The 24,238-nt window shown below is 41.8% G+C and carries 19 protein-coding genes; 6 read left to right on the forward strand and 13 right to left on the reverse strand.

The features are described from left to right. Positions 1–35: 35 nt before the first annotated feature. From panC to sfsA, 7 genes are all read right to left on the reverse strand, one after another. On the reverse strand, positions 36–881 hold the full coding sequence (gene panC, locus FNZ24_RS00110; protein WP_153912305.1) for a pantoate--beta-alanine ligase: 846 nt from the start codon (positions 879–881) through the stop codon (positions 36–38). A gap of 79 nt (positions 882–960) precedes the next feature. Further along, positions 961–1,755 carry a 3-methyl-2-oxobutanoate hydroxymethyltransferase gene (panB, locus tag FNZ24_RS00115; protein ID WP_153912307.1) on the reverse strand — a complete coding sequence of 265 codons (795 nt, stop codon included), beginning with the start codon at positions 1,753–1,755 and terminating at the stop codon, positions 961–963. 66 nt (positions 1,756–1,821) lie between these two features. Further along, positions 1,822–2,301 carry a 2-amino-4-hydroxy-6-hydroxymethyldihydropteridine diphosphokinase gene (gene folK / locus FNZ24_RS00120; protein ID WP_153912310.1) on the reverse strand — a complete coding sequence of 160 codons (480 nt, stop codon included), beginning with the start codon at positions 2,299–2,301 and terminating at the stop codon, positions 1,822–1,824. Between the two features lie 2 nt (positions 2,302–2,303). Next, a complete protein-coding gene (pcnB, locus tag FNZ24_RS00125) occupies positions 2,304–3,662 on the reverse strand; it encodes a polynucleotide adenylyltransferase PcnB (RefSeq protein ID WP_228768319.1) in 1,359 nt (452 codons plus the stop codon). Between the two features lie 179 nt (positions 3,663–3,841). Then, complete coding sequence (gluQRS, locus tag FNZ24_RS00130) at positions 3,842–4,714, reverse strand: tRNA glutamyl-Q(34) synthetase GluQRS (protein WP_153912314.1); 873 nt, start codon at positions 4,712–4,714, stop codon at positions 3,842–3,844. A 125-nt stretch (positions 4,715–4,839) separates the two neighbouring features. Continuing rightward, positions 4,840–5,283, reverse strand: coding sequence for an RNA polymerase-binding protein DksA (dksA, locus tag FNZ24_RS00135; protein WP_055024924.1), 444 nt, complete (start codon positions 5,281–5,283; stop codon positions 4,840–4,842). A gap of 118 nt (positions 5,284–5,401) precedes the next feature. Continuing rightward, positions 5,402–6,106 carry a DNA/RNA nuclease SfsA gene (gene sfsA, locus FNZ24_RS00140; RefSeq protein ID WP_153912315.1) on the reverse strand — a complete coding sequence of 235 codons (705 nt, stop codon included), beginning with the start codon at positions 6,104–6,106 and terminating at the stop codon, positions 5,402–5,404. A 142-nt stretch (positions 6,107–6,248) separates the two neighbouring features. Here sfsA and pepB point away from each other — a divergent pair, with 142 nt between their 5' ends. Then, positions 6,249–7,523, forward strand: coding sequence for an aminopeptidase PepB (gene pepB, locus FNZ24_RS00145; RefSeq protein WP_153912317.1), 1,275 nt, complete (start codon positions 6,249–6,251; stop codon positions 7,521–7,523). 108 nt (positions 7,524–7,631) lie between these two features. On the opposite strand, the gene thpR is transcribed toward pepB, so the two are convergent. Beyond that, positions 7,632–8,207 (reverse strand): RNA 2',3'-cyclic phosphodiesterase, encoded by a 576-nt coding sequence (gene thpR / locus FNZ24_RS00150; RefSeq protein WP_153912319.1) that lies wholly within the window; start codon positions 8,205–8,207, stop codon positions 7,632–7,634. A gap of 427 nt (positions 8,208–8,634) precedes the next feature. Between thpR and FNZ24_RS00155 the strand changes: the two genes are divergently transcribed. The 3 genes from FNZ24_RS00155 to mrcB all read left to right on the forward strand — a co-directional run bounded on the left by FNZ24_RS00155 (position 8,635) and on the right by mrcB (position 16,134). Beyond that, on the forward strand, positions 8,635–10,890 hold the full coding sequence (locus tag FNZ24_RS00155; RefSeq protein ID WP_153912321.1) for a putative bifunctional diguanylate cyclase/phosphodiesterase: 2,256 nt from the start codon (positions 8,635–8,637) through the stop codon (positions 10,888–10,890). A 169-nt stretch (positions 10,891–11,059) separates the two neighbouring features. Next, positions 11,060–13,672 carry an ATP-dependent helicase HrpB gene (gene hrpB / locus FNZ24_RS00160; RefSeq protein ID WP_153912323.1) on the forward strand — a complete coding sequence of 871 codons (2,613 nt, stop codon included), beginning with the start codon at positions 11,060–11,062 and terminating at the stop codon, positions 13,670–13,672. A 32-nt stretch (positions 13,673–13,704) separates the two neighbouring features. Next, positions 13,705–16,134 (forward strand): penicillin-binding protein 1B, encoded by a 2,430-nt coding sequence (gene mrcB, locus FNZ24_RS00165; RefSeq protein ID WP_416384802.1) that lies wholly within the window; start codon positions 13,705–13,707, stop codon positions 16,132–16,134. A 371-nt stretch (positions 16,135–16,505) separates the two neighbouring features. Here the strand turns inward: mrcB and FNZ24_RS00170 are convergent, their stop codons facing one another. Genes FNZ24_RS00170 through FNZ24_RS00180 form a run of 3 tightly spaced genes read right to left on the reverse strand, consistent with a single transcriptional unit; the run spans position 16,506 to position 19,158 of the window. Next, positions 16,506–17,705 carry a winged helix-turn-helix domain-containing protein gene (locus tag FNZ24_RS00170; protein ID WP_228768312.1) on the reverse strand — a complete coding sequence of 400 codons (1,200 nt, stop codon included), beginning with the start codon at positions 17,703–17,705 and terminating at the stop codon, positions 16,506–16,508. A 15-nt stretch (positions 17,706–17,720) separates the two neighbouring features. Further along, complete coding sequence (locus tag FNZ24_RS00175; protein ID WP_153912325.1) at positions 17,721–18,221, reverse strand: GNAT family N-acetyltransferase; 501 nt, start codon at positions 18,219–18,221, stop codon at positions 17,721–17,723. A gap of 46 nt (positions 18,222–18,267) precedes the next feature. Further along, complete coding sequence (locus FNZ24_RS00180) at positions 18,268–19,158, reverse strand: LysR family transcriptional regulator (protein WP_153912510.1); 891 nt, start codon at positions 19,156–19,158, stop codon at positions 18,268–18,270. 437 nt (positions 19,159–19,595) lie between these two features. Between FNZ24_RS00180 and FNZ24_RS00185 the strand changes: the two genes are divergently transcribed. Then, positions 19,596–19,775: a PA3496 family putative envelope integrity protein gene (locus FNZ24_RS00185; protein WP_153912327.1), complete on the forward strand. Its 180-nt coding sequence runs from the start codon at positions 19,596–19,598 to the stop codon at positions 19,773–19,775. 289 nt (positions 19,776–20,064) lie between these two features. On the opposite strand, the gene FNZ24_RS00190 is transcribed toward FNZ24_RS00185, so the two are convergent. Further along, positions 20,065–21,909: an alpha-amylase family glycosyl hydrolase gene (locus tag FNZ24_RS00190; RefSeq protein ID WP_153912329.1), complete on the reverse strand. Its 1,845-nt coding sequence runs from the start codon at positions 21,907–21,909 to the stop codon at positions 20,065–20,067. A gap of 132 nt (positions 21,910–22,041) precedes the next feature. After that, the gene (locus FNZ24_RS00195; RefSeq protein WP_153912331.1) at positions 22,042–23,067 is read right to left on the reverse strand and encodes an aldo/keto reductase; all 1,026 of its coding nucleotides are present in this window, start codon (positions 23,065–23,067) and stop codon (positions 22,042–22,044) included. 217 nt (positions 23,068–23,284) lie between these two features. Here FNZ24_RS00195 and FNZ24_RS00200 point away from each other — a divergent pair, with 217 nt between their 5' ends. Continuing rightward, the gene (locus FNZ24_RS00200; RefSeq protein WP_153912334.1) at positions 23,285–24,184 is read left to right on the forward strand and encodes a LysR family transcriptional regulator; all 900 of its coding nucleotides are present in this window, start codon (positions 23,285–23,287) and stop codon (positions 24,182–24,184) included. The last annotated feature ends 54 nt before the right edge of the window (positions 24,185–24,238 follow it).

A 24,238-nucleotide genomic window follows, 5' to 3' on the forward strand; every position in this document is an offset into this window, starting at 1 on the left:
ATATACTAAGTCTTACAAAGTTTGTGGCGAATAGATTAGCGGGTGAAGGTGAGATTATCTATTAGGCGGGTGTTACCTAAATATGCAGCGACTAAGATCACTAGCTTGTTATCTTCGCTGGTTACTGGGGCTAAATTAGTGGCATTTCTAACGGCTAAATAATCCATTTTAAAGCCTGCGGCAACTAATTGATTAGCCGCTTGGGTCTCACTTAGCTCAATATCTTTGCCTGCTGCAACTTGGCTAGCAAGCTCATCCATAGATTTTTTAATCGCAGCGGCTTGTTGTTTCTGCTCAGGGCTTAAATAGCCATTTCTTGAACTCATAGCAAGGCCCGATGACTCCCTGATAGTATCAATACCAATAATTTCAATCGGTAATGATAAATCTTCAGCCATGGCTTTGATTACCATAAGTTGTTGGTAATCTTTACGGCCAAATACTGCTACATCTGCTTGAACAATATTAAATAACTTACAAACAACTGTGGCTACACCACGAAAATGCCCAGGGCGGCTGGCACCACAAAACTCATCTCCAATATGCGGGACTTCAACAAAGGTTTGTTGCTCTAACCCTTTTGGATAAATAATGTCTGGTGTTGGTGTGAATAGTAACTCTGCACCTGCGTTAACTAAGGCTTCGCTATCGGCAGTTAAGGTTCTAGGGTAGGCATCAAGATCTTCGTTTTGGCCAAATTGCATTGGATTGACAAAAATAGACACGACAACATGATTTGCCCGTTTTAAGGCTTCTGTAACCAAAGTGATATGGCCATTATGTAAATTGCCCATGGTTGGAACGAATGCAACTGTCTCACCTTGCATGTGCCATTGTTTCACTTGTGCTCTGATTTCAGCAATATTCGCTGTGGTAATCATCTATAAATACCTGGTTGTACAATACGATTAACCCTCTAACCATTATCTTAAATAGTTAGAGGATGACTGGCATAAATGCTTAGTTAAATGAATGCTCATCTGCTGGGAAAGTACCATCAGCGACTTCTTCAATATAGGCTTTCACTGCAGCGCGAATTTCGCCAGTTTGCTGTAGGTAGTTTTTAGAGAACTTAGGAATATAACCGCTAGAAATACCTAATACGTCATGCATTACAAGAATTTGTCCATCGGTGTCTCGGCCAGCGCCAATACCAATGACCGGAATGGTTAACGCTTCAGAAATACGTTTAGCTAATGAGCTTGGAATACACTCAACAACCAGTAATTGCGCGCCAGCATTTTGCAGTGCTAAGGCATCATCAATCATACGTTGGGCTTTATCTTCTTCACGACCTTGGACTTTAAAGCCACCAAAAACGTGAACTGACTGTGGGGTGAGACCAAGGTGGGCACAAACTGGAATGCCGCGCTCTGTTAGCATTTTCACGCTATCAAGTAACCACTCTCCACCTTCAAGTTTTACCATTGTTGCGCCTGCTTGCATAAGAGTTGCAGCATTGGCCATGGTTTGTTCTGGAGTGGCATAACTCATGAAGGGCATATCGGCGATAAGCAGTGCGCGTTTACAGCCTCTGCTAACACTGGCGGTGTGGTAAGCAATATCATTAACAGTAACAGGCAAGGTATCACTATGACCTTGAAGCACCATACCTAAAGAATCACCGACAAGTAACACATCGACGCCTTCACTATCAAATGCACCTGCAAAGCTGGCATCGTAGGCCGTAAGCGCGGTAAATTTCTTACCTTCTTGTTTGAATTTTATGAGGGTTGAGCTAGTGACTTTTGACATAATAAACTCTTAGAAGCAATTCATATTCAAGTAATGGATATGCGATGCAAACTGCACAAAAGCTGATTAAATTTGAATTAATTCAGCTCGCATTTCACGGGTAATTAAGCTTTTTAATTCGGTATTACATGGCAGTATTAAATGCGGATTAATATCTGCAAGTGGAATGAGCACAAAGCTGCGTTGTTTCATTCCATAATGGGGAATTGTTAATCGAGGTTCCTCGATGACTTGCTGCCCGTACAATAAGATATCTAGATCTAATGTTCGAGGCCCCCAGCGTACTTCTCTAACACGGCCTTGGGTATTTTCAATGTCTTGCAGTGCATCGAGCAAAGCTATTGGGCTAAGGTCAGTGTTAAATCCTGCGACACCATTAACATAATCAGGTTGTTCAACATCGCCCATAGGGACAGAACGATAGAGTGGTGACACAGTAATAATGGAGTCTAAAGCCAGGCTTTTTAAAGCCAGTACAGCATCTTGAATTTGCTGTACTGGTTCATTTAAGTTTGCACCTAACGCCACATAAACCATGGTGTTCATGTTTAGCCTTGTTTATCAGATTTAGGTGCTGACTTTGCTCCTGTTGCACCAGCATCTGATTTTGGCTTACTAGAACGGCGACGTTTACGCTGATGGGCGTTACGGTTTCGACTAGGGCCTTTTTTACTGCTCTTAGCAATTTCAGAACGTTCCTGTTCATCTGCTTCAACAAATGACTTCCACCAAGCAGCAATTTTACCAATATTGCCAGCTTCTGCTTCTCCGCGAAGTAACAATAAATCATAGGCTGCGCGGAATTTTGGATGCTCAAGCAATTTAAATGCTCGAGTGCCTTGGCTGCGTTCGAGACGCAATTGTAGCTGCCAAATATCTTTTGCTGGTGTGCTAAAACGACGTGGGATACTAATGGTTCTGCATTGCTGCTCCATCACATCGCCCATTGCTGCAACATGTGCATCGTAATGGGTTAAACCACTTTCAAGCGCAATATCGTCAGCACGTTGCTTTAATGGGTACCAAAGTAATGCTGCATAGAAAAATGCAGGTGTAACAGGCTTGTCTTGGCTTACGCGCAAGTCAGTATTGCTCATCACTGCATTGAGCATTTTAGCGGTATAACCGTTTGGCTGCTCTTTAATTTGTGCTGAAATTTGCGGAAATAGTGGTTGAAATAGACCTAAATCACGCATCATTTCATAGTTTGCTTGGGCTTTGCCTGCAAAAAATAACTTAAGCACTTCTTCGTACATTCTTGCTGCTGGAATATCTTTAAGCAGTGGTGCTAATGATTTAATTGGCGCCGCTGTTTTTTGCTCAATTTGCATATCCAGTTTGGTAGCAAAACGAACCGCGCGCAGCATACGCACTGGATCTTCACGATAACGTGTTTCAGGATCGCCAATCAAACGAATGGTTCTAGCATCTAAATCACTAATACCGCCGCCATAGCTGCGTATTGAGTAGTCGCTGATATCGTAATAAAGCGCATTAATCGTAAAGTCACGACGTTCAGCATCTTCATCAATTTCGCCATATACGTTATCACGTAGTAAGCGACCTTCTGCATTTGATTTAGAGATCTTGTCATCGGTTTCACCGTGATGCCCACGGAAGGTCGCAACTTCAATGACGTCGCGGCCAAACACAATGTGAGCCAATCTAAATCTACGGCCAACAAGACGGCTATTACGGAATAATTTTTTGATTTCTTCTGGGGTAGCATTCGTTACTACATCGAAATCTTTAGGTTCCATCCCTAATAGGATATCGCGAACACCACCGCCAACAAGGTAGGCTTTGTAGCCAGACTTGCTGAGTCGGTAAAGAACTTTTAGTGCATTTTCGCTGATTTGACGCCTAGAAATTGTATGGGCATCTCTGGTGACAATGTCCAGGCGCAGTCCGTCATCTAGAGCTTCTGGCTCAATGACTGGAGTGGATTTATTGTCTTCAAACAGCTGTTTGCAGAATTGGCTAATACGGCGAAAAATAATACACCTCGAACGATACGATTAATGGTTAATTAAAATGATTAAAAATCTGGCGGCTATGATATACCAATTGTAAGCCAATGAGTATATCACTGCTCTATCAGAATCTCAGATACTTGAGGAATATCTGCAATACTAAATTGATCGCAAGCTTGTTTTAGCATGATATCCACATGATCTGGGTCTACTTGCGCTTGACCTAAAAACGCCAAGGCCGCATTTATACTCGCTTGTGGCCGTTTGGCATCAATAGCATTAGCATAATTTTGTTTAGATAATTTAAAGCCTGGTTTCGTGCAAGCAAGGGGTAAATGCAGCCAGTCAGGCGATGTAAAACCAAGAATTTTATTCATGCTTAATTGCCTGCAACTGGTTTCGAGCAAATCACAGCCTCGCACAATTTCAGTGATGCCTTGAAAAGCATCATCGATAACGACAGCAAGTTGATATGCATATAAGCCATCGCTGCGTTTAATAATAAAATCTTCGCCTGCAAAGCCTGTCTCTACAGCCACTTGTCCCATCAACAAATCTTCAAATTTACTCACCTTTGCGGTATTTCTAATTCGAATAGCACCTTGGGTGAGTGGTGTGGTTAATTGTCCGCAGCGACTATCGTAAACGCCGCCCATTTGTCCAATTTGTTTACGGGTACACTGACAGTAATAGGCCAAATCTTGATTCAATAAAGTATCAATTTGCTGCTGATAAATATCGGTTCGCTGACTTTGATATAGCTCTTGATCATCCCAACATAAACCATAGGCTTCGAGCGTCGCTAAAATGTCAGAGCTGGCGCCTGGTACTTCACGAGGGGGGTCAATATCTTCAATTCGAACTAACCATTTTCCATTTTGTTGTTTAGCGCGAAGATAGCTTCCGAGTGCAGCAATGAGTGAGCCAAAATGTAGAGGGCCAGAAGGTGATGGAGCAAAGCGACCAATATAATGAGGTGAGTTCACCGATATACCTTTTGCTTAAGTCAGTTTAGCGATAGGAAAATACAAAAACAAAGGGCGAGAATAATCTCGCCCAATATACTGAATATCGGAAAATATGTGTGAACCGATTGTCAGTGGTTGCTGAATTAGCCAGCCATTTGCTTTTCTTTAATTTCAGCAAGTGTCTTACAGTCGATACATTGATCAGCTGTTGGACGTGCTTCAAGACGGCGGATACCGATTTCAACACCACAAGAATCACAGAAGCCAAAATCGTCTTCTTCAATTTTTTGTAATGTCTTTTCAATCTTTTTAATTAGTTTACGTTCTCTATCACGAGCACGTAACTCTAAGCTAAATTCTTCTTCCTGAGCTGCGCGATCAACTGGATCTGGGAAGTTAGCAGCTTCGTCTTGCATATGGTTCAACGTGCGGTCAACTTCTTCACGTAACTGGTTACGCCAAGCTTCTAAAATCATTTTAAAATGACCACGTTGCTCTTCACCCATATACTCCTCACCAGCTTTTTCCTGGTAAGGTTCTACACCTGCGATAGCGAGTACGCCGAGTTTTTTGGTGCCTTCAGGCATAACGCATCTCCTGTAATAATTAGCGATTTATGTGCGTCGTAAAATTTATGGCCGCTATCTATAGCAGAAACACTATAGCGTGGCAAATTATTTGTTTAGTATTTTACTCTTTTTTGACCTAAACAATTACTTTGCATGAACGGGTCAGGGTACTTGAGATAGCCGATAATTCAGCTCGATAAGCTAAAACTTCTACGCCGCTACTTACCGCTTGTTTTAGTAATAATGCATATTGCGGATCGATATGCTCTGCAGCTTGCACGATATTGATACCAGTATGCTGAACAACAAATAGCAATACTGCTCTATGACCTAGACTAACCATATGCATAAGCTCGCGCAAATGCTTTTGACCCCTTGTTGTGACTGAATCGGGGAAATAGCCTACTGTTTGCTCTAATAATGTACAGCTTTTGATTTCGACATAGCACAATGGACGGCTGTCATCGCTGAGCAATATATCTATGCGACTATTTTCATCGCCATATTTCACTTCACGCCTAAGACTTGAATAGCCTGATAACTCAGTTATCACCCCTGCATTAATGGCTTCTTCAGCGAGAGCATTAGCTCTACCGGTATTAATGCCAATAAGGTGTCCTTGCGTAGTTTGAGCTATTTCCCAAGTATTTGGGTATTTCCTTTTGGGATTATCAGAGGTTGAGAACCAGACTTTTTCATCTGGGAATAAGCAGTTTTTCATTGAACCAGTATTGGGACAATGAATGGTGATTTCTGTTCCGTCATCTAATCTGACATCAGCCAAAAAACGTTTGTAGCGTTTAATCAAGGTTCCCTGTTGTAGCGCTGGGGTAAAGTCCATGAAAAAATTTTCTCCGTAAAAATAGTGTTTACAATTTTTATTGATAACTATATGGGTTTTTGTCACGTTTCATTATCGAATTACAGTACACTTAGCCCATTGGAAACAAAAGTTACATTGCAAGAACAACAAGGAAATCATAATGGAAATAATGACCGTTACCCTAACACAAGAAGCGCCACAGAGCCTTTGGGGTAAAGCTGATGTTACGTATCAAGGTAACCAAGCATTCATTCACTTAACTGGTACTGACGAATTACGTCAGGTACAAATGGCCGCAAGAAAAATTCGCAGCCAAGGGGTGAATAAAGTGCAATTAGATGGGGCACTTTGGAGTATTGATTCTCAATGGGCGTTCTCACAAGGTTTCACTACAGCTAAAGATGAGTTTGAAGTGCTTTGGTGTGGTGACAATGATACCCAAAATACACTGACTCATCGTTTTGAAGCGGCAAGCTTTGCTCGCATGCTAGTCAATGAAACACCTGAAGAGCTATCACCGGTTGTTCTAGCAAACCATGCTGCAAAGTGGTTAAAAGCCATTGGCGGTGACAAGGTGAGTTATGAAATCGTTGAAGGCCAAGAGCTGTTAGAAGCTCAATGGATTGGTTTACATGCTGTGGGTCGCGGTAGCGAGCGTCCGCCTGCAATGCTAGTGCTCGACTTTAATCCTCTCAATGATGATGCTGAAGTATCAACCGCATTAGTCGGTAAAGGTATTACGTTCGACTCAGGTGGCTATAGTATTAAGCCGTCTGAAGGCATGCTTGATATGAAGTGTGATATGGGCGGTGCTGCAACAGTAACAGCAGCGTTAGGTTTAGCAATAAAATCTGGTCTTAATAAGCGCGTTAAACTGTTCTTATGTTGTGCAGAAAACCTCATTAGTGGCCACGCATATAAGTTGGGCGACATTTTAACCTATAAAAATGGTGTCACCGTTGAAGTGGTTAACACAGATGCTGAAGGCCGCTTAGTACTTGCTGATGGCTTGCAAGCGGCCTCTGATACCGGTGCAGAGCTTATTATTGATGCAGCCACACTAACTGGCGCAGCGGTAATGGCGGTAGGGACAAACTATAATGCTATTTTCTCTCCACAAATGGAGACCTTGCAGTTAGCTCAGCAGCAAGCGGCAACTGTTGCTGAAAACGTATGGCCTTTACCGTTAGATGCATGGCATAAAGACATGTGCCCATCTCCTTTTGCTGACACTGCAAATAGCCGTGCGATGAAAGGTGGTGGAGCGGGTGGCGCGTCAAATGCTGCTGGTTTCTTATGGCGTTTTGTTCGCCCAGATGTTAACTGGTTGCATATGGACTTAGCGGGTGCTTATGCTTCATCTGCGAACTCTTTATGGAGTGCTGGAGCCACAGGTCATGGTGTACTGACTATTGCAGCGATGCTAAATAAATAAGCTGCAATTAGAGCTATCGTATTGGTTAGTTCGCAATCGATATCAATCCACAAAGCCGCTATATGCGGCTTTTTTGTGTTTGATTTTCCGATTTGCAGTTTACAATTATCATTTCAGTGGCCAGCTTTTAAGCGCTAAATACTTAACTCCCATAGGGGTTGATTTTGATTCAAACAAAGTTAGCTCAGTGATTTCGAAGCTAATAGGCGTTAGTTTTATCATCTCTGAAGTTTTAATCGTTAGCTCATTCATTAATGTTTGAGTTGAAGATGGTATTTTCACATGACGAAATAAACTGACATGGGGCCGATAATCATGTTGGCTTTGATGCAGCTTTAGCTGCTTAGTTAACTGCGTGAGTTGCTCAACAATATTGCTCAACTCAATTGAGGCTGCCCCTTCGATACACAGTATTTTTGCCTTTGGCCAATATGCAATACTTTCGAGCGCTTGAGTAAAGCAATTTAAAGACATTAACGATATTGCGTCATCAATTTCTTGGATGTCAGCTTTACTGGTCTGTCCTAAAAAAGCAGCAGTTATGTGTAAGTTAGTGCTATGTACTTCAGTGGCAGCAGCATTAAGCTGTGGTGTTAACTGCTGCTGTATATCAATTAATCCTTGTAGATGATTAGTTGGTACTGAAAAGCCGATAAAAGTGCGTTTGTTATCATTTTTAGACATTAATTTGCCTTATGTATTCTTCTGTATTGAATTGTATCGCACAGGGTTAATTTCTAGGTTAATTTAGCGCTTGCTATAGGGACTGTTGATCTTTCACGGTTGTTTTTACAGCGAATTGTTGTTCTCTTATACAAGGCAGAGGCTTTGTGATGTCGTTATGCTATACAAAAAGCCAATAACGTGGTTATAGGGGCAACAAAGCCTGCCTGAAAGGTTCGACTAAAACGCTTTATTTTGAACAAGCTTTGCCACTAAAGAGCAGCAGACTTTAATTAAATATAATCAAGTAAGTTGTCGTTTTTAATCTAATATTACTTACATGAGCTAAAATTGTGGTCAACTTTATGGAAAAAGGTTCATCACAGTAATATTAGAATAAAGCGCGTAAATAAGAGAATTAAATTGCAATTACATAAAGAGTTACTTAATGATTGATAGCGAATTGGAATCGATATGGGTCAGTCAACAGTCTTCTGAGTTAAATTGCTTGCTATCATCTGAGCAAGTCACTGCGGAAGTTGACGTATTACTCCAACAGCTTGGCTGTGACGGTGTCATTGCCATCTTATCTCAAGTTTCTGAGCACATTACCAGTGGTTATGTTATTCAAGCTAATGCGGTAAAGGTGTTTGAATCGAATAGCCAGAGTGCAGAAATGCTCGGCTTATCATTAGTGTCATTTCCTGTTCTTTGTGAGCAATTATTACTTAATCAAGATTCAGGTTTTTTCCCTTGCAATCTTTCTTCTGCAGAGTCGGAAAATCATGAAGATTCCCCTTTCTCTGAATTGTTTACCAATGAACTATCCCAATTTTGTAGTACGTTATCGACGCCACTTCAATTACAAATTAATCACTGCGTTATCATAGGCAGCAGCCGCTTATGTTTAATGCCTTATCTTCATCAAACTAGCGGCATGATTAGTGAGGATAATGAGAAATCTGGAGTGTTTTATAAAGGTAATGAAAGTTCGTTGAAGTTATGTTCTTATGCTGAACTCACTCGAGTATCAGAGTTATTAAATAATAAAGAAATTCAGTATTTAGAATTATTTCAACAGCTTCCAGTGGCTTGTGCGTTAATCGATGTCGATGACAATGTCAGCAAGCAAAACCAAGTTGCCAGCCATAATCTACCGCTACGTTTAAATGAAAGTCTATTTTCGGTGATTAACACAGATGATCACCTACTTCTTGAAGATTGCCTGCATATTGTAAGAGAAGGTGCGCTACATCAATCATGGTGTGAAATTCCTTTGATCATTGCCGGAGCAAAGCATTGGTACAAAATGAGTTTTTGCCGTGCACTTGATATTGAAAATCATCTATTAATGATGGTGGAAGATATTTCTGAGCGTTATCGTCTCGCTGATGAATTGTCTTTTCAGTCTAATTACGATCCCTTAACAGGCTTACCTAATCGGGTTCAGTTTGAAGCCATGCTAGAAGAAGCCATTGATGAAAAAGATCGCTTACCTGCCTGTGTCGCATTTCTCGATTTAGATCAGTTTCAAGTGATTAACGATGTTAGCGGCCACAAAGCGGGTGATGAATTGCTCTGCCAAGTGTCTAAACGCTTAACTTTGCTGTTACGCACAGGCGATATTGTTGCAAGGCTTGGAGGAGATGAGTTTGGTATTTTGATGTTTTATGCGGATAAAGAGTCGGCAGAACAAGTGGCTAACCGAATTTGCCAGCAACTATCTGAGCATGAATTTATCTGGGGTGAAATCACCCATAATGTCAGTATCAGTATGGGTCTGTCAGAGCTTGATGCTCGTAGTACAGATATTTATAGCGTGATGAGCCAAGCTGATGCGGCTTGTCGTATCGCTAAAGAAGATGGCCGAAATCGTTGGCATTTCTATTGTAAAAACGATCCGCAAATGCACCAGCTGTATAATCAAATGCTCGCTTCTGTGGATATTATTTCTGCATTGGCTCTAAACCAGTTTGAGTTGTTTTTTCAACTTATCGAACCATTATCATCCGATGAATCTGGTATTCATATGGAAATCTTGTTGCGAATGGTGCAAGAAGATGGCCGCTATGTATCGCCTGGAGTGTTTCTGCCTGCTGCTGAACGTTATAACCTCGCTTCGCGTATCGATCGTTGGGTGATTGATAATTTATTGAAGTGGGGGGCCCGCCACATGGATATATGGGAGCAGCTATCTATGGTGTCGGTGAATCTATCAGCACTGTCCTTATCCGATAGTAAATTTATGAGCTGGCTTGAAATGCGTTTGATGGTCGAGCCTGACCTAGTATCCAAACTGTGTTTTGAAATCACTGAAACTGCAGCTGTGAGTCAACTTGAGCAAGCAACCGCACTGATTGATCTGCTTCAGCCACTAGGTTGTAAGCTCGCATTAGATGATTTTGGCTCAGGCTTTTCAAGCTTTGCTTATCTTAAATGTCTTGATGTTGATTACGTTAAGATTGATGGCCAGTTCGTGGTCAATGTGTGTGACGATCGCAGTGACAAAGCCATTGTGTCAGCTATTTGCCAACTAGGTAAAGACATGGATTTTGAGGTCATCGGTGAGTTTGTTGAAAGTGAAGCTATTGGCCGATTACTGCAAGACTTAGGTGTTGATTATGCTCAGGGTTACGCCATTGGCAAACCTACTCGCTTAGTTGAACTATCCTCGGGAGTGCGCACCCCATGGGTAATACATTAACCTACTAGTCTTTATCGATGAGACCGTCGATAAAGTGAGTTGATTAACAGATTGATGAGCAGCTTGATTAGATGTTCCATTAGATGGCCGGTGAGTTAGCAGATGAGATGGCATCAAGATCCGAATATGCGTAAACTGACCGGTATCATTCGTTGTTAAAGTTATCCTTTTGAGTTCACTACCGATCCAAGCCTTGTTTGCTCCGTTACAGCGAGCATTGTCAGAACATTGCCAAATCATTCTTGAAGCGCCGACAGGTGCGGGTAAATCAACAGCATTACCTATGGCGATGCTGCAATGGCCGCAAGTCGAAGGCAAAATTCTCATGTTAGAACCGCGGCGCGTTGCTGCTCGCAGTGTCGCGCATTTTATTGCTCACTCACTGGGTGAAAAAGTGGGTGAGAGTGTGGGCTATCGAGTTCGTGGTGAAACAAAGATTAGTGCTAATACACGATTAGAAATTGTCACTGAAGGTATTCTCACCAGAATGATCCAACAAGATCCTGAACTCACAGGAATTGAAGTGATCATTTTTGATGAAATTCATGAGCGTCACCTCCCCACAGATTTAGGCTTAGCCCTTGCGCTAGAGGTGCAAGAATCGCTGCGCGATGATTTAAAGCTGATAGCCATGTCAGCGACCTTATCTGGATTGCCATTACAAGAGTTGATGCCTGATGCTGCTGTGCTTGTTAGCGAGGGAAGAAGTTTTGATGTTGAAAAGGTTTATCAACCAGTACAAGGACAGCAACCATGGTTAGAGTACTTAGCCAATGTCATCGCTGATTGTGTCAAAGCCGACTCATCCATTGTGCCAGCTCAATATCAACAAGGGTCAGTATTAACCTTTTTGCCTGGCAAAGGCGAAATTAATAAACTTCAGCGACTTCTTAGTCAAAAACTCGATATTCAAGCGTTTATTCTATGCCCCCTTTATGGCGATTTAACCCCAGCAGAGCAAGATAAAGCGATAGCCGCTGCGCCAGCAGGGAAACGTAAAATCGTTATTGCAACCAATGTGGCAGAATCTAGTTTAACCATTGATGGCATCACTATCGTGGTAGATAGCGGATATAAGCGTGAAGCCAGTTTTAATCCACGTACAGGAGTGAGCCGTTTATCCCTCAAGCGCATAAGCCAAGCATCATCTATTCAGCGTGCAGGTCGAGCAGGGCGTTTAGCTCCAGGTTGCTGCGTGCGTCTTTGGGGGCAAGAAGAACAAAGTCGTTTAGCTAAAACCGAAGAAGCTGAAATCAGTTTGAGTGAGCTCACCTCGATGGCACTGGATTGTGCTTATTGGGGAGTCACTGACATCGAAAGCTTACCGCTATTAACCGCGCCACCTGCAATACATCAACGAGTCGCTTGGCAATTACTCGCAAAACTAGCTCTTGTCGATGACCTGCACAAAATCACACAGCAAGGAAAAGCGGCCTATGAGCTTGGATGTCATCCACGCTTAGCGCATATGTTATTGCAGTCAAAGGTAATGGCAACAGCTCAGAAGCAAACAGATTTAGTCACATTAGCTTGTATGTTGGCTGCGGTATCAGAAGCGAGAGGCTTACCTAAAAAAGGTGCGGATATTAGCCAATATATTGCATTGTCAACGCAAGGGTTAATGGCAAGTCAGGTGAGAAAGTGGCAAAAAATCCTATCAGTCACGGGTGATGTAAAACACATTGCTCGGGACGCCGCAAGTCGAGATATTAGTAGTTTATTAGCTTTGGCATTCCCTGACCGGATTGCCAAAGCGCGTGGCAAGCATGGATTTCAGCTCAGCAATGGTACAGGTGTAACCATAGATATTGAAGATAACATGTCGACCCATGATTGGCTGGTTGTAGCCGATTTTCAAGAATCCCAAGGGCGAAATGCTGGTAGGGTTTATTTAGCAGCACCGATTAATCCAGACCATATCAGTCATGATTTAGATTTTTTAATTTCCGAGCATAAAGTTTGTGAGTGGGATGAAGTTAAGGGACGATTTTTTGCTGAAAAACAGCAAAAAATTGGTGACATTGTGGTAAGTAAAACACTGGAAACCAATGTCGACTCAGCTTTGATTGTTCAAGCATTAATACATCACATTCAGCAAAAAGGGTTAAGTATTCTTAACCTAGACGAACGTTTTTATCAGTTACAATATCGGGTGAAATTAGCGCAAGTCTATGCACCTGAACATGATTGGCCTGTCATCGATTCAGCGCATTTATTAGCCACGCTATCACAATGGTTAGCACCTTATTTAACTGAGGTTAATTCGATTGCTAAACTGCAGAAAATGGATATATTAAGTCACATAAAGAACTTATTAACTTGGTCACAACAACAAACGCTAAATGAGTTGTTACCAACACATTGGAAAATGTCGACGGGAACGTCTGCACCCATCACGTATAAACTTGATGAAGTGGTTGATAGCGATACCGATAAAGGTGCCAATAACAAAAGCAATAACGGTGACTTATCTTCCGATATTCAAAGCTTGGCACCCGATATTCAAGGCCGAGCATTATTAAGCGTTCGACTACAAGAGGCTTTAGGTTTATCACAAAGCCCATTATTACTTAATGGTAAGCTTGTGGTCACAATGGAGCTATTATCTCCGGCGCAGCGCCCGATAGCGGTGACTGCAGATTTAGCCAGCTTTTGGCAAGGGCCATATGTTGAAGTTAAAAAAGAAATGCGTGGCCGCTATCCACGTCATTTATGGCCTGATGACCCAGCTAACACTACAGCAACCAAATTTACTAAAAAGAAAACCCCAGGGCTTAAATAGCATTGGGGTTCAATAAAGAATTGATTTGAATGATGACAGACAGTATGAAAAAAGCTGCGCCAAGTAAAAATGCGCCTGTAAAAGGGGCTGCTGAGAGAAAAGCGCCAGCTAAAAAAGCAACCACAAAAAAAACGCCTGCCAAAAAAGCACCCGCTAATAAAACGACAGCTAAAAAGCCAGGTGTTAGACGTGTTAGTGGTAAAACCAAGGCGCCTTCAAAGTGGAAAAAGCTATGGTCATTCACTTGGAAAATTGGCCTAATCGGTTTGGTGGTGGTGTGTTCTTACGGCATTTACCTCGATCAAATCATTGCGCGTAAATTTGAAGGGCAAAAATGGCATTTACCTGCACAAGTATTCAGCCGTTCAATGGCTATTTACCCAGGAGCTGCCATTAACCATCCGCAATTGATGGCAGAGCTTAAGTTGCTTGGCTATCGAAAAGTCGCTAACCCAAGACAAGTGGGTGAGTTTTCTGCTTCAAGCACTAAAATCGAATTATGGCGTCGACCATTTTTACACCCAGAAGGCGATCAAACAGCTCAAAGAGTGATGATTACCTTCGACAGTCAAGGTGTGTCATCAGTACAAAGAATGTCTGATAAACGTCAAATGGCAGTGTTTCATTTAGAGCCAGTATTGTTAGATCGTATCTTAGCGTCTGGTGGCGAAGATCGGTTATTTGTCCCAACCGAAGAAATGCCTCAAGCGATTGTTGATGCACTCATTTTGGTCGAAGATCGTAGCTTCTACGAGCACCATGGGGTGAACCCTTTTGCAATTGCCCGTGCGGCGATCGTTAATATTACTGCGGGGCGCACTGTTCAAGGTGGCTCGACTTTGACTCAGCAACTCGCTAAAAACTTCTTTTTAACCAGTGAACGATCGATTGTTCGTAAGATCCGTGAAGCCTTAATGGCGATTATCATCGACTTTCGTTACAGCAAAGATGAAATTCTTGAAGCTTATTTAAATGAAGTTTATATGGGTCAAGATAAGTCTCGAGGTGTCCATGGTATGGGGCTGGCATCACAGTTCTATTTTGGTCGTCCAATTGCCGAGCTAACCGTATCGCAACAAGCATTTTTGATCGCAGCCATTAAAGGGCCTTCTTATTACAATCCTTGGCGATCTCCTGAGCGAGCTCAAAACCGTCGAGATTTGGTGCTACGTTTATTGATGGAAGACGACAAGCTAACGGTTGAGCAATATAAAGCTGCAGTTGAATCACCGATTGGCTTACGCGACTTTAATAAATCAGTACACCAAAAGCTGCCAGCTTTCTTTGCAGTAGTTAAAAATGAATTACGTCGTCGTTATGGTGACAGTTTATTGCAACAATCTGGCGTGAAGGTATACACCACGCTAGATCCTATGGCGCAAGATGCTGCAGAAAAAGCGGTAGTGTCGACGATGAAGTCATTAGATGAGCGCACCAAAAATGTTCAAGTCGGCATGGTGGTTACCGATAAGTATACCGACGGTATTGCCGCAATGGTGGGTGACAGAGTGCCAAGCTTTGACGGCTTTAATCGTGCGGTAGAAATTCGCCGTCCGATCGGATCTTTGGTGAAGCCATTCGTGTACGCCACAGCACTGCAACAAGGCAGTAAATACAACTTGGCATCACCTGTGGCTGATAAACCAATAACATTACAAAATGGCCAGGGTAAAACTTGGTCACCGCAAAATGTGGATAGAGTCTTTAGAGACGAAGTACCATTATTGACCGCCTTTAAAAACTCAATGAATGTACCGACCGTGAATGTGGGGATTGAAGTTGGGGTAGATAATGTGGCTAAAACCATGACAAGTGCAGGGTGGAGTGAAGCAATCCCGCGTTACCCTTCAATGTTATTAGGGGCCATCAATGGCTCACCGTATATGGTTGCTCAAGCTTATCAAACCATTGCGAATAATGGCCGTTATCGACCGCTGACTTCAATTACTGCTGTGTTAGATACCAATAATCAGCCACTAAAAGTAAGCCGTGAAAGAGCCACACAAGGCATGGAGCCTGCGACTGATTACTTAGTCCAGTACGCAATGAACCAAGTGGTTAAAAACGGCACAGCTAAACGACTTGGACAAGCATTTCCAAATGTCGACTTAGCCGGTAAAACAGGAACCAGTAACGATAGTCGTGACTCCTGGTTTGCAGGCTTTGATGAACGTAATGTGGCTGCGATTTGGGTGGGTCAAGACGATAACTCTAAAACGGGTTTATATGGTTCAAGTGGCGCGATGGCAGTTTATCAAGCTTTCTTGAAGCAACGTCCTCCGTTAGGTTTACGCATGACACCAGCTGATGGTATTACCCAAGGTTATTTTGATCGAACAACCGGTGTCGCCAAACAGTCTGATTGCGATAATGTGGTCGCAATACCTGCAAGAATTGATAGCTATCAGCCGATTGATAATTGTGGTGAAGAGCTCTCTTGGTGGCAAAAGATTATTAATTAATCACTTTAATTAACAATTTATTGAATCAAAAAGTATTAGGGCCTGTTGATCTTTCGAGGTTGCTTTTGCAGCGAATTGTTGGTCATTTGTACAAGGCAGAGACTTTGTGGTGTAGTTATTCTACATAAAAAGTCGATAACRCAGTAAAAATGACCAACAAACGCTGCCCRAAGGGTTCGACTAAAAGCGTTTTACTCTTTGTTGAATGCAWCTTTGTGAATAAAAGGTGCTTAGATGACTAGGCATCAACTCATCCGCCTCGATTAAAACGCTTTTATTTCGAACTAAACTTAACCAGAAAAGTTCAACAGGCCCTAGCAACTTTACAGTCCTTTAAGCTTTGAAATAACTTAGGACATGCAAAGTGAGCATTAATGATAGAGTGAAACTAACAAGTTGGATTGCGAGAGGAACCTAACCTTTTGAATAATATAGTTTTTACAGTAATTAAAACTGGCAAATTGCGATAACTGTGGCTCTAATGCAGCCAAGAAATCACTGCTATCTTTTACAGAGGCTTCGATATAGAGCTGCACAATATTCAGAGTTGAGGTCTTTCTATTAGCTTTACAGTCTGCTCTCGCTACCAGCTTTTCTCCCCATAAAATCGGTAGACAAAAATAGCCAAATTGTCGCTTTGCAGCAGGAACATAACACTCAAGTAAATAATCAAAGTTAAATATCGCATTGGCGCGCTTTCGTTGTATAAGCAAGTTGTCGAATGGAGATAATATTTTAACTTGGCGCCTATTTAATCTTTTATCGAGTAACGTAAGCACATCACGGCAGGCATAATACTCACAGCCATTAATCATCACCTTATCGATTTCACCTAACTGGTGAAGTTCATCTATCGCTGCAATGGCATGTGCTTTGATATGCTTCAATAAATAAATGATTTCAGCCAAGGTGCCAAAACCCTGTGCTCTTAAAAACCTCAACACTAAAAATCGCCCATGTTCTTGGGCGGTAGGTACGCTGGTATTTATTTCAGCAGGTAGAACACGCTCAGTTAACTCATACACTTTATGAAAATTCCTACGCTCAGAAATCATCAAGTCGCCTTGCATGTATAAATTCTCTAATGCCTGTTTTGTCGGGCTCGCGCCCCAGCCATTATTCTTTAGACCTTTTGATACAAAGTCTTTCGCCATCAATGGCCCTTCGTCTGCAATTCGCTTTTGAATATCAGCCATCAATTGCAGATCTTTTTTGAACCAATGTTGTTGATGCCCAGCTTTAAGAGCGGCCTTTTTGGGTAAACTGAAACGATAATCTTGCATGGGTAAATAGGCCGCAGCGTGAGACCAATATTCAAATACGCTTTTATCTGCAATTAAACTGTCTATGTGGTTAAGCTGGTAATTGGGGTTGCGGCTCCAAAGTGTATGATGATGAGCCCGCTGCACCACTGAAATCGTATCAATTTGCACGTAACCTAGCCGTTCAATCACCGACAGAGTCTGGGCACTAGACTTGTCTTTAGAAGCTTTAGTCGGCAAGCCTTGAGAGAGCAGTAATAGCTTTCTGGCTTGTGACAGGCTGAGCTGTATCGCGCCTTTAGATTTCAATGACAATGACCCCAACTATGCATCGACTGACTTGTTTACCTTGTGAACCTGTAAAGACACCACTTTATGCTCATTGTGCTTTAACAGCTCTATTTGCTTAAATCCCCACTTTTGGTGAAATGACAGTGAACCTTGATTCGGTGGCAAAATATCAATTTCGGCAACGATATTGTCTACCTCATTTTCTGCAGCAAAATTCACTACAAACTGATACAGCATTGATGCGATTCCTTGACCTTGAAACTGGTCTGAAATGACCACTCTATCGATATATAAAAATGATTCAAAGTGACCATCAAACCATTGGTAATTAACACTGTCATAATCCGTTTTAGCGTTAAACACTAATAAGAAACCTGCGATATCACTGCCTTTTTCAATCACGACAGCTAATGCAGCCATATCTATTAATTTCAATAAACGGCGCTTATCCAACGGGCTTAGTACTCTTACAAATTGTTCATTCAATGCCAGTATCGTATCAATATCTTTATCAATAATCGGCCTAATATTCATTACTACTCCTTTGCTTTACCTGATGATGGCCTTAAGTGCCTGCACCTTATTCCCAGTTGGGTTGATCACCAAACTTATCAGCAAAGTAATCAATAAAGGCTCTGACTTTTGGGGCCAATAAACGAGAGCTTGGGTAAACTGCCCAAATTGCCGTATTAGAGATTAGCGGGTAGTCTTTTAAAATTTGTACCAGTTTGCCTTGCTCAATATGCTGATGCACGCACCAGGTTGAGCTCATTGTAATCCCAATACCATTAGCACAAGCATCTCGCACAGCCTCACCGTTATCAGCCCTAATATTGCCTGTAGGTTTAATGCTGATTTGTCCATTGGTTGAGTTAAACACCCAAGTATCGATACCAATAAGATTAACGCATGAATGCTCATTCAATTCTTCTGGTGTTTTAGGCTCGCCAAACTCAGCAAGGTACTCGGGAGAAGCACAAATGATACGCTTATCTACAGCTAACTTCCTTGCGACTAAACTTGAATCATTTAGCGATGCATCACGAATAGCAATATCAAACCCACCTTCGACTAAGTCTAAAATCGAGTCACTTAGCCGAAGATCAACGGTTAAGTCTGGATACTGTTTTACAAAGCCTTTCAATGCTGGCATTAAATGCATTCTGCCAAATGATGCAGGCGCGTTAACTCTTAAGGTGCCTCTTGGAGTAATACTACCAGCCCCCACTGAGGCTTTAGCCGCTTCAAAGCTAGCAATCACTTCTTCAGCATGGGGCAGAAAGTCTTGCCCCTCCTCGGTTAAAGACACCTTTCGTGTGGTTCTATGGATAAGCCTGACACCTAAGCTGTCTTCTAGCTTATTAATATGGGCGCTTGCCACAGCTGGTGAAAGGTTTAACTCTTTACCTGCTTGGCTAATATTGTTGGTCGCCGCAACACGGACAAATAGCTTTAAGTGTTCAATGATCATTTTGGGCTCAAGATGGAAGTAATAACCTAGTGTAATCATTGATTATCAATAAAATCTATATAAAAGATTAAATATAAATCGCAAAACAAACTTAATCCCAAGGATGTTTAAGCCGAGATAAACCAGTAATTAACCTTATTGATATTGAGCTATGTTACTAAAAATATGACGCATATCTTGTTTTGAAACTTTAAAATGAAACTGTTATGCGGATCGCATTTTTAATTTTCAACTCCTGATAAATTCCAGCTTAAGCACACACTAATATAGTGTTTATTTTTACCAATACTAAGTGCTTGTAGTTTGGTCTCTATGTTTGATATCGATAGTATTTCTTAAGCAATATTAACGGCATATTATTAACTGCATATTATTTATTAACTGCATATAAGGTGTCGCTAAAACAAGAAATGACGACTCGGTAATGAGGATATTTTATGGCTGAAATTATTGATCTTGTTATTACGGACGCTGAAGTTGAAGCGTTTGAAAAACCTTCTAACCAAAAAGCAAAAGAAGACATCCAACACAGACGCGAGGTGAAAAGACGCCTTGAAGATTATCTTGAGGCGCAGCAACTTAAACGCGCAATGGGTGGTGATGATTTTTTTGCTTAATTTCTTATAGATAGTTGCTTATAAATAGTTTCTTAAAGTTAGTTTCTAGTATTAGTTCATTACAATGAGTTACTTACAATGAGCCACTTGCTAACTATTTCCATCTACCTTGCATAGGCGTTCATCTCCCACAACGCTTTCCATGCATCATTAAGCTCAGCAGGCTTTCCAACGCTGAGCTTAATGAACCCTAAATGATATAAAGTACCACTGGCATCAGCATCAATGCAGTGGCAAGGAGCTAGCTAAAGGGGGGGAGCTCCTAAAACTTTTCTATGTTAAGAATTGTTCAAGATGTGGGAGTAATTTGATAAACCCCGTAACTTAACCCTGGCAATGAAACAGAAACTTGCTTGTCTGCCACCGCTATGTTGCTTGATTGAATACCTGCCTGTGTATCCACGACAGCAGCGGCGCTTGAAACATTCATCGGTATCGTAATTTGAGCCGTTTGAGTACCTGAATTGAACACCATTAGCCACTCTTCGCCGGTTTCTCTATCAATGCGAGAAAAAGCAAACATAGCTGCATTTTCAGCGGTTGAATCAGCTTGATAAAATCGCGCTTGATACTCTCCTCGTCGTAATACCCGACTCGTTTTACGCAGTTCACTCAGTGCTGAGATAGCGATAAACAAGGGATGAGAGCTGTCAAAGTTGTCATCAGCTGTAGTGGCATCTGTGCCTATCAAGTCATTGTCGTTATAGCTTGGGACTTGAGAAGCAAACATATCTTCTCGGGCACGAATGTCATTACCATCACCAGTAAAGCCTTGCTCATCTCCGTAGTACACCACAGGGATCCCGCGAGACAAAAACATAAACGCATGGGATAAAATACTGCGCTGTAATTTTTCAGCATCCGTTTGCATCCCTTTTGCAGCAAAGTCCGAGTTAGCGTCTGCCTCATTAATAAAGTAACCCGCCCTGCCCATGTCATGGTTACTTAAAAACGTCATCAATAAATCTGCTTGGCTATCTTCATCTTGATACAAGACATCTTGTTCAAATAGCTGTTTAGCTAATAGCGGGCTTTTACCGCGATAAAAAATATTGGCGGCAACATCCTGAAAAGCAAAATCCAATACCGACGGAAGTTTGCCCTCGGTAGTGAACACACTTAAGTTATGTGGGTTAGTGTCATATACTTCGCCAAATACATGAAAGTTAGGTATACCTTGCTGTTTCGCAAAATCGACGATGGCTGGGCTAAAGCTTTGCCAAAAAGATAAATCCACATGACGCACGGTATCGATGCGAAACCCGTCAGGTTTAAACTCAGCGATTAGTTTTTGATAAATCTCAATCATGCCGCTCAACACTTGTGGGTGCTGAGTATCTAAATCATCCAAGCCATTAAAATCACCATTTAACGAACTCTCCCCCTCAAATGTACTGTCACCTTGATTGTGATAATACTGAGGATCGTTCAGCCAGTGTGGCACTTTAACAGCAACATCTTGGGTTAAAATAAATGGCGAATAACGCTCGCTTTCAGGTGTGTTTAACGCCTTATACTGACATCGAGTTAAGCCTTGTTGATATTGGCCATTATCTTGATGGCACTCTTTGTAACGAATGATATCAGCGGTATGGTTAGTAATAATATCAAAGAAGACTTTCATCCCACGTTGATGGGCCGCATCAATTAACTGCTTCAACTCATCATTAGAGCCAAAGTGTGGATCGATTTCACTAAAGTCGACAATCCAATACCCATGGTGAGCAATCCCGTCTTTCTGAATCGCTTGATTACGGAGTAAGGGTGTCATCCAAATTGCGGTAATGCCAAGCTTTTGTAAGTAATCTAACTTTTGCTCGATTCCCTTAATATCACCGCCATGAAAACCACGTTCCGATGCCTTATCTAAACCACCATGGGATATCCCTGAGATCGCGCCATTATCATTAGCTGTATTGCCATTATTAAAGCGATCTGGCAGAACAAAATAGAATATGTCGTCTCGAATATCGCGGTTAAGATAGTCCTGATATAGAGCTGTTTCGTTAGGTGTATTTGAAAGCAGTTGAGAAGAGGCCGATTTAACAGCCGCCTTGTCATTGGTTTGACAGCCAGATAGCATCAAACTAGCACCAATAAATGCTGCAGATGTGGTTAATAATATGCGTTTCATAACACCTTCATGTTCCATTAATTAAGATAATTCATAAACTTACGACGAGTTAATCAATAACAATTAAGCTCAAAAACTTAAGCTCGAAACTTAAGCTCAAAACAATAAGTCCGATAACGATTTGCCCAGAGACTAAGGCAACTCTTCACCTTTCGCACTAACGTATAAAGCGTACCAATGCTCACGGGCGAGTGTTAACCCTACAGCTTGCTTACAGGCTGCTATTCGTTGCAAATTGGTAGTCCCTATTACAGGTTGTACCTTGGCAGGATGCTGCATTAACCACGCAAGAATAATCGCTTCTTTACTAACACCATATTCACTAGCAAGCTGACTCACTAACATGCTGGTTTGCTGAACAGCCGAAGTCTTATCACTCAACTCCGTCTCTGTATTAAAAGCTGCACTTGTATCTGTAACACCAGAATACAGTCCCTGACATAAGCTGCCCCAGGACTGAACTTGAAGCTTTTGCTGCTGACAGTACTCCAGCATTCCTGGGGTAAAATTAATGGCTGCGCCAGCTTGGTTTCCTGCATAAACGGTCTCATCTATCCAGTCTTGCTTATGCAAACTCAGCTCAACTTGATTAACGACCAATGGCGTATCAAGCACTTGTTGAATGGCATTGATTTGGTGTTGTTGCATGTTAGACACACCTAAAAATCGCACTTTTCCTGCATCACGCAAGCGATGGTAAGTCTCGGCAATTTCAGCGGCTTGCATTAAGGGATCGGGACGATGGAGCACCAGTACATCAAGGTAGTCTGTTTGCAGCTGCTTTAAACTATTATCGACACTGTGGTTTATCCATTGCGCTGATAAGTCATAGCGTTTGGGTCCCAGCTCATCTTGTAAACGAATACCGCACTTGGTTTGAATAAACATTTGCTCACGTAGCTTAGGTCTTGCCCCAAGCACTTGACCAAACACCTGCTCGGCTTTGCCAAAGGTATAAATATCGGCATGATCAAAGTAATTAATCCCCTGAGCTAATGCCGCATCCACCACATCGTGGGCTTGGGCAAGTTCAATAGCGCTTATAGGATTATTATTCCAGCCACCACCTAAGCCCATACAGCCATAAACCAGATCGCTAACGCCATTTAGATGTTCAGTTAAAGGCAAAATTCTTGAGGTAATACTGGCAGGTTTCATTATCTAGTACTTCACTGTTTCAATAAGGAGATAAGTCATAATCTCAATATTGCCTACTAATGAGGAACCCAATTAACCAAAATCATTGTTTGATATAGCTATCAATGAAACCACAAGTGCACTTAAACAGAACAAATAATGAGGGACATCTCAATTAAGACAGGTTAACTTATTCATACTGCTGAACTGAAAATGACCAATTAGGTAGGGAAAACCCGTGAGTCGAGAACACAAAAAATTTGAGCGATTATTTCTATTTAGCGAAGTGGCAAAACAACTCAGCTTTACTGAAGCTGCGGCAACCCTAGGCATATCTCGTGGTTATCTTTCAGAACAAATACGTCAATTAGAAAAAGAGTTTGGTAGACCGCTGCTTATTCGCAGTACCCGTAGCGTGAAACTCACCCCTCAGGGGGAGCTAATTCTAACCAGTATGGGTCAGGTTAAGCAGTCTTTGTTGACGCTTGATAGACAAATTCGCCACGATAATGACAACATTGCAGGTAGAATTCGAATTACTGCCCCAAGTCAATTTACTCAACGATACTTACTTAATATCTGCCGAGATTTTAAACAGGAATATCCTGACATTGAGTTTACCCTAGACAGCAGTTATACCACCCATGATTTGACTAAAAATGACTTTGATCTTGCTATTAGAGCCACTAAAACGCCGCCACAAAATATGGTGGCTAAAAAACTATTCTCTTATCAGCACGTATGCTGCGCATCACCAGCCTATATTCATCAATACGGTTTACCTAACTCGATTGCAGACTTAAACCAGCATCAGTGCTTAACCGCTGCTGATGAAAGTGTTTGGCAAATAGGCCAAGAATCAACGAGAGTGGATAGCCAGTTGAGTGTCAATGATAATCACATGCTAAAAGAGCTCGCCTTAGCGGGAGAAGGGATTATTTTGGTTCCGGAATATTTGGTGGACCGCGAACTTACATCAGGGCAATTAAGGCCGTTACTCCAGCAGGAGCCAACCTTATCATCAACTACATACCTAGTTCATCCGCAGCTTATCCATCAGTCAGCAAGACTTGCTTGCTTCATTGCTTATACTCTTGATTGGATTCAACATAATTTACCGCCTTCCCAGCGCAAATAGCCTGATAGGTATTAAAAAATCAGAGCCTAATCTTAGGCTCTGATTTAGTTCCAA

The organism is Shewanella sp. TC10 (genome assembly GCF_009663145.1).
Taxonomy (GTDB): domain Bacteria; phylum Pseudomonadota; class Gammaproteobacteria; order Enterobacterales; family Shewanellaceae; genus Shewanella.

What these genes read in the sequence shown, in the direction of transcription:
- panC (WP_153912305.1), bottom strand. Translation starts at nt 881, where the DNA reads ATGATTACCACAGCGAATATTGCTGAAATCAGAGCACAAGTGAAACAA.
- panB (WP_153912307.1), bottom strand. Translation starts at nt 1,755, where the DNA reads ATGTCAAAAGTCACTAGCTCAACCCTCATAAAATTCAAACAAGAAGGT.
- folK (WP_153912310.1), bottom strand. Translation starts at nt 2,301, where the DNA reads ATGAACACCATGGTTTATGTGGCGTTAGGTGCAAACTTAAATGAACCA.
- dksA (WP_055024924.1), bottom strand. Translation starts at nt 5,283, where the DNA reads ATGCCTGAAGGCACCAAAAAACTCGGCGTACTCGCTATCGCAGGTGTA.
- sfsA (WP_153912315.1), bottom strand. Translation starts at nt 6,106, where the DNA reads ATGGACTTTACCCCAGCGCTACAACAGGGAACCTTGATTAAACGCTAC.
- pepB (WP_153912317.1), top strand. Translation starts at nt 6,249, where the DNA reads ATGGAAATAATGACCGTTACCCTAACACAAGAAGCGCCACAGAGCCTT.
- thpR (WP_153912319.1), bottom strand. Translation starts at nt 8,207, where the DNA reads ATGTCTAAAAATGATAACAAACGCACTTTTATCGGCTTTTCAGTACCA.
- FNZ24_RS00155 (WP_153912321.1), top strand. Translation starts at nt 8,635, where the DNA reads ATGATTGATAGCGAATTGGAATCGATATGGGTCAGTCAACAGTCTTCT.
- mrcB (WP_416384802.1), top strand. Translation starts at nt 13,705, where the DNA reads ATGACAGACAGTATGAAAAAAGCTGCGCCAAGTAAAAATGCGCCTGTA.
- FNZ24_RS00175 (WP_153912325.1), bottom strand. Translation starts at nt 18,221, where the DNA reads ATGAATATTAGGCCGATTATTGATAAAGATATTGATACGATACTGGCA.
- FNZ24_RS00180 (WP_153912510.1), bottom strand. Translation starts at nt 19,158, where the DNA reads ATGATCATTGAACACTTAAAGCTATTTGTCCGTGTTGCGGCGACCAAC.
- FNZ24_RS00185 (WP_153912327.1), top strand. Translation starts at nt 19,596, where the DNA reads ATGGCTGAAATTATTGATCTTGTTATTACGGACGCTGAAGTTGAAGCG.
- FNZ24_RS00190 (WP_153912329.1), bottom strand. Translation starts at nt 21,909, where the DNA reads ATGAAACGCATATTATTAACCACATCTGCAGCATTTATTGGTGCTAGT.
- FNZ24_RS00195 (WP_153912331.1), bottom strand. Translation starts at nt 23,067, where the DNA reads ATGAAACCTGCCAGTATTACCTCAAGAATTTTGCCTTTAACTGAACAT.